Origin of the sequence: Flavobacterium sp. (assembly GCF_029242675.1) — a bacterium.
Taxonomy (GTDB): Bacteria; Bacteroidota; Bacteroidia; order Flavobacteriales; family Flavobacteriaceae; genus Flavobacterium.
The window spans coordinates 20,964-30,780 of sequence record NZ_JAQWTM010000228.1; the positions used below are offsets into that span (position 1 = coordinate 20,964).

At 32.5% G+C, this 9,817-nt stretch carries 10 protein-coding genes; 6 read left to right on the forward strand and 4 right to left on the reverse strand.

Features of this window, described 5'->3' with window-relative positions:
• The gene (locus tag P8M54_RS08430; protein WP_300287174.1) at positions 1 to 174 is read right to left on the reverse strand and encodes a hypothetical protein; all 174 of its coding nucleotides are present in this window, start codon (positions 172 to 174) and stop codon (positions 1 to 3) included.
• Between the two features lie 174 nt (positions 175 to 348).
• Here P8M54_RS08430 and pyrR point away from each other — a divergent pair, with 174 nt between their 5' ends.
• The 6 genes from pyrR to P8M54_RS08460 all read left to right on the forward strand — a co-directional run bounded on the left by pyrR (position 349) and on the right by P8M54_RS08460 (position 4,796).
• On the forward strand, positions 349 to 888 hold the full coding sequence (pyrR, locus tag P8M54_RS08435; RefSeq protein WP_300287176.1) for a bifunctional pyr operon transcriptional regulator/uracil phosphoribosyltransferase PyrR: 540 nt from the start codon (positions 349 to 351) through the stop codon (positions 886 to 888).
• Positions 889 to 936: 48 nt separating this feature from the next.
• Positions 937 to 1,863, forward strand: coding sequence for an aspartate carbamoyltransferase catalytic subunit (locus P8M54_RS08440; protein ID WP_300287178.1), 927 nt, complete (start codon positions 937 to 939; stop codon positions 1,861 to 1,863).
• Positions 1,864 to 1,914: 51 nt separating this feature from the next.
• Positions 1,915 to 2,247 (forward strand): ribonuclease Z, encoded by a 333-nt coding sequence (locus tag P8M54_RS08445; RefSeq protein WP_300287180.1) that lies wholly within the window; start codon positions 1,915 to 1,917, stop codon positions 2,245 to 2,247.
• Positions 2,248 to 2,539: 292 nt separating this feature from the next.
• Positions 2,540 to 3,454 (forward strand): ribonuclease Z, encoded by a 915-nt coding sequence (locus P8M54_RS08450; RefSeq protein WP_300287182.1) that lies wholly within the window; start codon positions 2,540 to 2,542, stop codon positions 3,452 to 3,454.
• A 32-nt stretch (positions 3,455 to 3,486) separates the two neighbouring features.
• Entirely contained in the window at positions 3,487 to 4,131 is a 645-nt protein-coding gene (gene pdxH, locus P8M54_RS08455; protein WP_300287185.1) for a pyridoxamine 5'-phosphate oxidase, read from the forward strand.
• Positions 4,132 to 4,343: 212 nt separating this feature from the next.
• A complete protein-coding gene (locus tag P8M54_RS08460) occupies positions 4,344 to 4,796 on the forward strand; it encodes a CAP domain-containing protein (protein WP_366525139.1) in 453 nt (150 codons plus the stop codon).
• Positions 4,797 to 5,538: 742 nt separating this feature from the next.
• On the opposite strand, the gene P8M54_RS08465 is transcribed toward P8M54_RS08460, so the two are convergent.
• The 3 genes from P8M54_RS08465 to P8M54_RS08475 all read right to left on the reverse strand — a co-directional run.
• Positions 5,539 to 7,470: an OmpA family protein gene (locus tag P8M54_RS08465; RefSeq protein WP_300287189.1), complete on the reverse strand. Its 1,932-nt coding sequence runs from the start codon at positions 7,468 to 7,470 to the stop codon at positions 5,539 to 5,541.
• Between the two features lie 11 nt (positions 7,471 to 7,481).
• Positions 7,482 to 8,390 (reverse strand): type IX secretion system membrane protein PorP/SprF, encoded by a 909-nt coding sequence (locus P8M54_RS08470; protein ID WP_300287191.1) that lies wholly within the window; start codon positions 8,388 to 8,390, stop codon positions 7,482 to 7,484.
• A gap of 53 nt (positions 8,391 to 8,443) precedes the next feature.
• Positions 8,444 to 9,817, reverse strand: a 1,374-nt coding sequence (locus P8M54_RS08475; protein ID WP_300287193.1) for a gliding motility-associated C-terminal domain-containing protein, incomplete at its 5' end; no start/stop codon positions are given.

Genomic DNA, 9,817 nt, shown 5'->3' on the forward strand with positions numbered 1-9,817 from the left:
TTATTTTTTTCCAAAAAGTTTGCTGGCAATAAATAAAATAATCGCTAGCACAGCAACTACTATAAATATACCAACGCCCATTCCTGCTTTAAAAATTCCTCCAATAAGTTCACAACTGGTAAATGAAAATAATACTACAAACAGCATTAAAATTCTTGTAATTTGATTTTTCATGATAGCTAGTTTTAAAGTTAATAACGCTTGGTGTAAAATTACTTTTGTTGTCTTAATTATTTATTACAGAATTTCGTTAAACAATTGTGATATTATAAGATGGTTAGTATGAAATAAAATGATAAATGATAATTTGGAATTCGTATATTTGTCAAACCAACACAATTCACCACCATGACCGAAAAAGTATTGCTTAATTCAAAAGAAGTAAATGTTATTTTACATCGTTTAGCATGCCAATTGATCGAAAAGCATTTGGATTTCTCCGACACTATTCTAGTGGGAATTCAACCGCGAGGTACTTTTCTCGCTGAAAGGCTTAAAACTATTTTAGAGACGGAGTACGCCACTCCTGAAATTAAATTAGGATACCTAGATATTACTTTTTTTAGAGATGATTTTCGAAGAACGGATAAACCTTTAGAGGCTAATAAAACCAAAATTAACTTTATAGTTGAAGATAAGAAAGTCATTTTTATAGATGATGTGTTATTTACCGGAAGAAGTATTCGTTCCGCTTTAACGGCGATACAATCCTTCGGACGACCTTCAGAGATTGAATTACTGGTATTAATAGACAGAAGGTTCAGTCGTAATTTACCAATCCAGCCTGATTATAGAGGCAGACAGGTAGATGCTATTAATGGTGAGAAGGTTAAGGTAAGTTGGGTAGAAAATGAAGGTGAAGATAAAGTATACTTGATAACTAATTAACTTTAAACTTTATCAAAACAGTTTTAAAAATAATAATCTTAAGATAAAATGAAAGAATTAAGCGTGAATCATTTATTAGGTATCAAATACATCAACAAGAATGATATCGACTTAATTTTTGAAACTGCTGACCATTTTAAAGAGGTTATAAATAGACCTATTAAAAAAGTCCCTTCTTTACGAGATATTACGATCGCAAACATCTTTTTTGAAAATAGTACGCGAACTAAGTTATCCTTTGAGCTTGCTCAAAAAAGACTTTCGGCTGATGTGATTAGCTTTTCAGCAGCACAGTCATCAGTAAAAAAAGGAGAAACACTCATAGATACCGTGAATAATATACTTTCTATGAAAGTTGACATGGTAGTAATGCGTCATGCAAATCCTGGAGCGGCTTATTTTTTGTCTAAAAATGTAAAAGCAAGTATTATAAACGCGGGCGACGGTGCTCACGAACACCCAACGCAAGCTTTATTAGACAGTTACTCTATTCGAGAAAAATTGGGTGAAGTTGGAGGAAAGAAGGTAGTGATTGTTGGAGATATTTTACATTCTCGCGTTGCTTTGTCTAATATTTACGCTTTGCAAATGCAGGGTGCCGAGGTAAAAGTTTGTGGACCTAAAACGTTACTTCCTAAATACATTGAATCATTAGGGGTACAAGTGGAACCTAATTTGCGAAAAGCTTTAGAATGGTGTGATGTGGCTAATATGCTTCGTGTTCAAAACGAACGGATGGATGTAAACTATTTTCCTTCGACTAGAGAATATGCACAGCAATATGGTCTAGATAAGAAATTATTAGATTCCTTAAATAAAGAAATAGTAATCATGCACCCTGGTCCCATAAATAGAGGAGTCGAAATAACATCGGAAGTGGCAGACTCTAACCAATCAGTAATATTGAATCAGGTTGAAAATGGTGTTGCGATCAGGATGGCTGTAATTTACTTATTAGCATCAAAAATTCAATAAACAAAGTCAATAGACTAAATCGAAATTATTTAAATAGTATAGTATTCAAGTATGAAAGTGAGTGAGAAAGGACATTCGGTAATAATAAAAGATACTCAAGGTGACTTTAGTTCATTTTTGACTAAGTTAACGAACCAATATAAGACGTATGAATCGCTAAACATTATAATTGATTTATCAAAATACGATAATTTGACTATTGCAGATATCAAACAATTCTCCCTTTTGTCCAAACAACATAAAAAGGCAAAGAAATCTTTTGTAGTAGTCGTTTTAAACTTGGATTTTAACGCAGTACCAGAGCAATTAACAGTTGTGCCGTCGTTGCTCGAGGCACATGATATTATTGAAATGGAAGAGATCGAACGAGATCTAGGATTTTAGATAAGTATACCTGACATGAATTTTTACACTAGCACTAGAAAAAAGACTGTTTTTTGTTGGGCTGTAGTACTAGCTTCTTCACTTTTGTTGATTGGAAATATAATTGATTGGATAGTAAATGATATGAGTCATTTTATGGGAATCACCTCAAATATATTGGTCATCATCGCTATGATTTTACAAATTAAAACATTTAAAAAGGAAGTGTAGTTAGTGAAAAGGTAATTCTCATTACCACGCATTGTAGAATCTGAATTCTGTTTTTGTTATAATAATTAACTAAAAAAATCAATTGAAGATAACTATACTTGGCTGTTATGCAGCCACTCCTCGCACATTTACAAATCCTACTTCACAAGTTTTAGAAATCAAAAACAGATTGTTTTTAATTGACTGTGGCGAAGGCACTCAGGTGCAATTAAGGAAAAACAAAATAAAATTCTCTAAGATTAACCATGTTTTTATTTCTCATTTACACGGGGATCATTTTTTCGGACTTATTGGATTAATTTCGACTTTTACCTTACTTGGCCGAACCACTGATTTACATATTTATGGTCCAGTTGGAATAAAAGAAATAGTTACACTACAACTACGAATAACTGATTCATGGCTCAACTATACCTTACATTTTACCGAATTGTCCAGCAAAAGTAGTGAAGTAATTTTTGAGGATGATAAGGTTAGTGTGAGTACAATTCCGTTAAAGCATCGAATTTATACAAATGGATTTTTGTTCCGCGAAAAAATCGACAAACGTAAATTAAATATATCTGCAGTTACCGATTTTGAAATTGAGTCGTGCTACTTCCAAAATATCAAAAACGGAAAAGATATAACACTTGATGACGGTAGAATAATCCAAAATAGCCAACTTACTTTTGATCCTATTGCACCTAAAAGCTACGCTTTTTGCTCTGATACTGCCTACAGCGAAGAAATTATACCACTTATTAGTCAGTGTGATGTGCTTTATCATGAAGCGACCTTTTTAGAATCAGAAACGCTTTTGGCAAAAAAGACCAAACATTCAACAGCTATTGAGGCAGCAACTATAGCGCTTAAAGCAAATGTGAATCAATTAATTTTAGGACATTATTCAACAAGATATGAGAATATTACACTTTTTAAAGAAGAGGCAGAGACTGTTTTTCCAAATGTTCTCCTAGCAGATGATGGAAAAACTTTTGATTTTGTTGACCAGTAAAATAGAAAATAGTAATAATAAAAAATAGGAATATGGAAGATTTAAGTAATTATAGAAAATCATATGACAAAAGTGAATTGCTAGAGAGTGCAATTCCTGCTGATCCGATACAGCTCTTTAAACAGTGGTTCCAAGAAGTAGAACAATTTGGAGGAACAGAAGAAGTAAATGCAATGACTGTCTCTACTATCGGACAAGATGGCTTTCCTCGATCTCGAGTAGTATTGCTAAAGAAATACACTAAGGAAGGCTTTGTCTTTTATACCAATTATAGCTCTGATAAAGGAAAAGCAATTGAAAATAATCCAAATATATGTATTTCTTTTTTTTGGCATTCAATGGAACGTCAAGTGATCATAAAGGGGATAGCTGAAAAAGTGGCTGGAACTGATTCGGATACTTATTTCAAATCACGTCCAGTTGGGAGTCAGTTGGGTGCCGTTGTTTCAAATCAAAGTGAGGTTGTGCCATCTCGTGACTTTCTGGAAGATAAGTTGCATAGGCTAGAGCAGGAGTATGATGGATTACTTATACCAAGACCTGATCATTGGGGTGGATATATAGTCAAGCCTGTAGAAATAGAATTTTGGCAGGGTAGAGCGAATAGGTTACACGACAGAATTCGGTTTACAACCCAAAATGAGATAGATTGGAAAACAGAAAGATTAGCGCCTTAATGTAAGAAAAATATTTTCTTTTAAGTAAAAAGATGTAGTTTATCGATTATATTTGCTTTTTATCTGTATATTTTGTTACATTTGGAAAGAAATAAAAAACAACGATTTATAATCTAAAGAAGTTTGCCCCACAATCTACTTTAAACTTAAACTACTATCTTATGAGAACAATTTTACTCCGAGTGCAAATATTATTGTTAGTAATATTCATAATGAATTCTTGTTCTTCAGATTCGTCAGAAGAATCCACAACTACTGCCAAAGCACAAGCTGCCGTTAAATTTGAATACTCAGCTGCTGAATTATCAACCATGAAGTTGATCAATGATTACAGAGTGAGTAAGGGTTTAATTGCTCTTGAGCAAGTGAGCTATGTATCTTTGAAATCAGAGGAGCACGATCATTACATGATTGATAAAAATGTAGTTAGCCACGATGGTTTTGTAAGTAGATCAGAAGATATTGTGAAAGTGGTAGGAGCAAAGAACGTTGGTGAAAACATAGCATATAATTTTAATACACCAGAAGGAGCTGTAAGCGCTTGGTTAAAGAGCGCAAGTCATAAAGAAAACATTGAAGGTAACTTTACTCACTTTGGAATAGCCATAAGAGAAAATGCTACAACTGGAAAAAAATATTACACAAATATTTTTATTAGAATATAGTTTTTAATCTAAATACAGATGCATATTGCCCCCAAATCGTTATGTTCTTGTATTTATAATAAGAGGAAGTTTCATCGTGAAGCTTCCTTTTTTTATGATTATATTTTTCCTTCAGTCAAATTAAATAAATGTTCATTTTTTTCTAATCCTAAGTTATAGGACTTGGTTTACTTTTAATTCATTTTACAATAAAATTTAAAACATCTTTATTTTTTAGATTAACTTTTTAGTGTAAGCAAACAGTTGTTAACTATCATTTAAATTATTTGCTATTTTATTAAATTAACGCTATTGTGAGTGATTATTGTTTCAAATTATTATATATGTGCTCAAATTGTAAATAGCACTTAAAACAGTTTTACAATTGCATTAGAGCATGGGATAAGTCTAGGTTTTTCTTTCGAGCATTATATTTCCATTTATTGCGAGCTTCTGTATTTGATTTTATCATATGCAATTCGATTATATGCTTAAACCTTAAAAAACTGTGTAAAGAGGTTCTATCAAGCTTTAATATGTGATTTCTGAATAATATTAATTAATTCACTACATCACTAAGATAAGCGAAACATTGATCGAAGCCTTACTATAGAATTGGCTGTTGTAAAGTGCATTTAGATCGAAATCAGGTTAGCTTAATGATTTGCTTTTTAATCTAAGCTATACTAGATTTTGATAAAAATAAAGCGCTTGTAAAAACTATTTACAAGCGCTTTATCATTTTATTAAAAGTAGCAGCTATTTAGAGTGCAGTAATTATAAATTCACTTCTTCGGTTCATCTGATGTTCTTCCTCAGAACATTTTACACCGTCTGAACAATTATTAATTAGTTGAGATTCTCCATAACCTTTACCAGTTAATCTATTTGCATTCACTCCTTTTTTTACTAACCACTGTATAGTTGACTTAGCTCTACGATCAGATAGTGACTCATTGTATTTTGCGGTCTGTCTACTATCAGTATGAGATCGAATATCTAAAGTCATTGTTGGGTTTTCATTTAGAGCATCTAAAATCTTTTCCAAATCGATTGCTGCTTCAGCCCTTATATTTGATTTATCTAGGTCGAAGTAAATCATTTTTATACCAAAACATTTACCTAAATCATCACCAACTACGACCTTACATCCCGCTCTTTCAAGTGCGGTTGGAGCGTAAGTTTTACCACTAGTTTTTGGAACTTTAATTTGTTCTTCTTTTCCGTTATATCCTGGCTTTTGTGCCCTTATATTGTATGTTTTACCGCATTCAACAGTAAAAGTATAAATCCCATTTTCATCTGATAGTACTTCGGCAACTAAATTTAACTCACTGTCCAATAAACTTACTTTCGTATTAGCTAATATTTCGGAGGTTTCGACATCAGTAACTTGCCCACTTAAAATTTGATCACACGATAGTTTTTTAGTTTCTGTAAATTTATAAATGTCGTCATATCCTAAACCACCGTCTTTGTTAGAACTAAAAAATCCTGTTCTAGTTTTTGTGTCTAAAATATAGGCGAAATCATCTTTTGGGGAATTTATATCAGATCCTATATTGACAATTTCATCAAAATCTCCTGTGGAGTTTATTTTAGATACAAATACATCTAATCCTCCTAGTCCCGGATGGCCATCGGATGCGAAATAAATCTCATTTTCTTGACTAATAAACGGGAATGTCTCTCTACCTGATGTATTTATTTTATTACCTAGATTAATTGGTTTGCCATAAGTGTCATCATCATTTATACTTACTTTAAATAAGTCTGATTGTCCAATTGTTCCAGGCATATCTGAGGCAAAATATAAAGTCTTTTCGTCAGGACTTAATGCTGGGTGGGCTGTATTGTAATTATTGCTATTAAAGGGTAGTTCGACAATGTCAGACCATTTATCGTTTATAAGTCTAGCTTTATAAATTTTGATTAATGTAACGCCGTACATATCTTTACCTTTTTTTCCTTCCAAGTAATTATTACGTGTAAAATATATTGTTTTGCCATCTTTTGTGAAGACTGGGGTCGATTCATTAAATTTAGATTTAATGTTTTGATCAAATTTCACTGGTTTTCCAGCATTCATGTCATCATCTAAATTCGCTGCATATAGGTTTGTAAAGTGCTGATCAGTCCAAGTATGTTTTCGTTGCCCAATACTACCTGTATCTCTCGCTGATGTGAAAATAATTTGGTTATTATATATTGTACTTCCGTAGTCAGAATAAATTGAATTTACGCCAGCATCTTCTATTTTGTATCTACCCGAATTTTGTTTAATATCTTCTAAATAGTTTTCATTCTTTAAGTATAACTCAGCTCTTGCGTCACCTCCTGACAGTTTATTTACTTTTTTAGTAATCATGTCAGCTTTACTATAATCTCCTATTGACCTCAATGTAAGTGCATATCGATAATAATACTCATTGTCCAATTCTGAAGTCATGTCGAATAGTTCGGTGTACCACTTCGCTGCTTTGCCAAATTCACTATTCAAGTAATAAGCATTACCAAGATTCTTAAACATTTCAGCTGATTTATATCCTTTTTCAGCAATACGTTCATAGGTTTTAATGGCATCAATATATGCGTATTTTTCATATTTTTTATTAGCAATATTTGTGTTTTGCGAATAAGAAGTAAATGAAATAAATGCAGTTAAGAGTATATGTAGAAAGATAGTTTTTCTCATAATTTTTTTTTTTAAAAGAATCTAGGGGTATTTATTTTATTATTTCTTTTGAAAATTTCATATCTTAAAAAGATTTCATGAGATCCCGAGTTATATCTTGCCAACCTTGTTGTTTCTAGATCGTATCCGTAACCTATGTATAATCCATCTGATGCTTGAAAGCCAACCGTTGCACTTACTGCGGCGCTCCATCTGTAAGCAACTCCTACAGTAAACTTATCATTAAACATGAAATTACCAGAAACATCAACTTGTAGTGGTGCTCCATTTACTAATTTAGTTAATAAAGCTGGTTTGAATTTTAAATTATAATCTAAATCAAATACATATCCTGCAATTAGGTAATAATTAATCCTCTCTTTAAAAATAGCAACTTCATTATCATCATATCTATTTGATTCTATAAAGTTTGGAATAGAAAAACCGACATATGCTTTATCAGAGTGGAGGTAAAGACCAGCACCAATATTGGGAGTAAATTTATTGTTATAGTCACGTATACTTGGGTCACTATCTACTGCATTTAGTCTACTTATATCTAAACTGAATAGATTTGCAGTTGCTTTTAGTCCGAACGAAAGCTTAAACTTTTCTGATGTATTAATAGAGTATGACAAATCAGCTGAAATAGTGTTTTCGTCTGTTGGCCCAATTTTATCATTTATTATCGAAACACCAAGTCCTAAATTACTATCGTTTAAAGGAGTGTTGATGGAAGCTGTATTAGTTACTGGAGCTCCGTTCAGTCCAACCCATTGAGCTCTATGTAATGCAAATATACTCATAACTCCTCTTGACCCTGCATAAGCGGGATTGATGTTAATTGTATTGTACATGTATTGCGTAAATTGCGCGTCTTGTTGCGCGAATGTTTGCATTCCTGTAAACAATAGGAGAATTAAAATTGCTGTTTTCTTCATCTTATTTAGTTTGTTAAACCTGAGTCATGAGTGACTCAGGTTTTTTATTGGTATTATCTTGCCAAGTAGAAATAATCTGCTTTTGAGTTGGTTACTTTTTGTCCATTTCCATCTATTGATGTATAATTTAAAATGTAATAGTACGTTCCAACTGGGAGTGCAACAGATTTATTAATCGTCACTCGCCCTTCAGAATATCCTTTGAATGCTCTGTCTACGTTGTTGTAATCTTTAACTTCGTAAACTAGAACTCCCCATCGATTGTATATTTCTACAGTATTAGTAGGATAACATTCAGTATTATCAATATTATCAATAGTGAATACTTCATTTATATTATCACCATTAGGAGAAAAAGCATTGTGAACAATAATATTACCACATGGTAAAACAATCGCTATTTCTACTACCGCATCATCAGAGGCTGCTATTTCTTGGTTCTTTGGTGATAAACCTTTTGCATATGCAATATTAGTTACACTAGCGTTGCTAATGTCATTTTGCGTTACAGTATACGTTTGTGTGTATTCTTTAGAATTTCCTGGCTCTAATTTATCTATTGTATTAGTCAAACCGGTTAATGGATCAGTTACTAATATTTGATATAGGGAAACATTTCCACTATTTGTTACCCTTATCGTATAACTTAATTGATCTCCAATATTAGTAAAATTTTCTGTATTTGCAGTTTTTATCACTTCTAATTTTGGGTTTTGCGTTAATTCTGTAATGGTACAAGTCGTACAGTTTGGATTTACTGGACATGTTGTACACGGTGTAGGATCAGTAGAAATACCTGTAACATTCGAGCCAGTAGGAGGTGTTCCAGTAGCGGTTGCTGTATTGTAAACATATCCTGTATCTATATCATTTTGAGATAATACATGTACAGCTGTATAAGTAGTTGTATCACTCGCTCCTACTTTTAGTAATGTTATAGGTCCTCCAGAAATGGTAGCATTATTATCTACGATAGTAATATTGCTCAAGTCTACATTACCAGTGTTAGTTACAGTAAAAGTATAAGTAACAGTATCTCCCGGATTTGTTTGTCCATTTCCATCTTTATCAAAATAAACGCCATCTTTAGTTAAAGTTATTGATGGCTGGTCTAAGTAAACATTTACTGTAACTGTTGCCGTATCACAATTTGTAGGATTTAGAACCTCACAAATAGTATATTCAATTGTATAGGCTCCTGCTGGCGTATTAGGATCTACTGTTATCGTACCATCACTATTTATATTTAGAGGTCCTTTTTTAGTAGATGATATTTTTACATCAGTAGGTTTTACTTGTACTCCATTTAATCTGTCGTTTGTTAAAATGTTAATACCTGAATCGCCTCCTGTTAATCCGTTTATTGGATTCGGTGCAACATCATCGATAGCCGTGATTTTAGGAGCAGTAACGGTAACTGTTGTAGT

Bases quoted from the DNA above. Each gene is read 5' to 3' on its own strand.
- P8M54_RS08440 (WP_300287178.1), top strand. From the start codon at position 937: ATGAAAGAATTAAGCGTGAATCATTTATTAGGTATCAAATACATCAAC.
- P8M54_RS08460 (WP_366525139.1), top strand. From the start codon at position 4,344: ATGAATTCTTGTTCTTCAGATTCGTCAGAAGAATCCACAACTACTGCC.
- P8M54_RS08445 (WP_300287180.1), top strand. From the start codon at position 1,915: ATGAAAGTGAGTGAGAAAGGACATTCGGTAATAATAAAAGATACTCAA.
- pyrR (WP_300287176.1), top strand. From the start codon at position 349: ATGACCGAAAAAGTATTGCTTAATTCAAAAGAAGTAAATGTTATTTTA.
- P8M54_RS08470 (WP_300287191.1), bottom strand. From the start codon at position 8,390: ATGAAGAAAACAGCAATTTTAATTCTCCTATTGTTTACAGGAATGCAA.
- P8M54_RS08465 (WP_300287189.1), bottom strand. From the start codon at position 7,470: ATGAGAAAAACTATCTTTCTACATATACTCTTAACTGCATTTATTTCA.
- P8M54_RS08430 (WP_300287174.1), bottom strand. From the start codon at position 174: ATGAAAAATCAAATTACAAGAATTTTAATGCTGTTTGTAGTATTATTT.
- pdxH (WP_300287185.1), top strand. From the start codon at position 3,487: ATGGAAGATTTAAGTAATTATAGAAAATCATATGACAAAAGTGAATTG.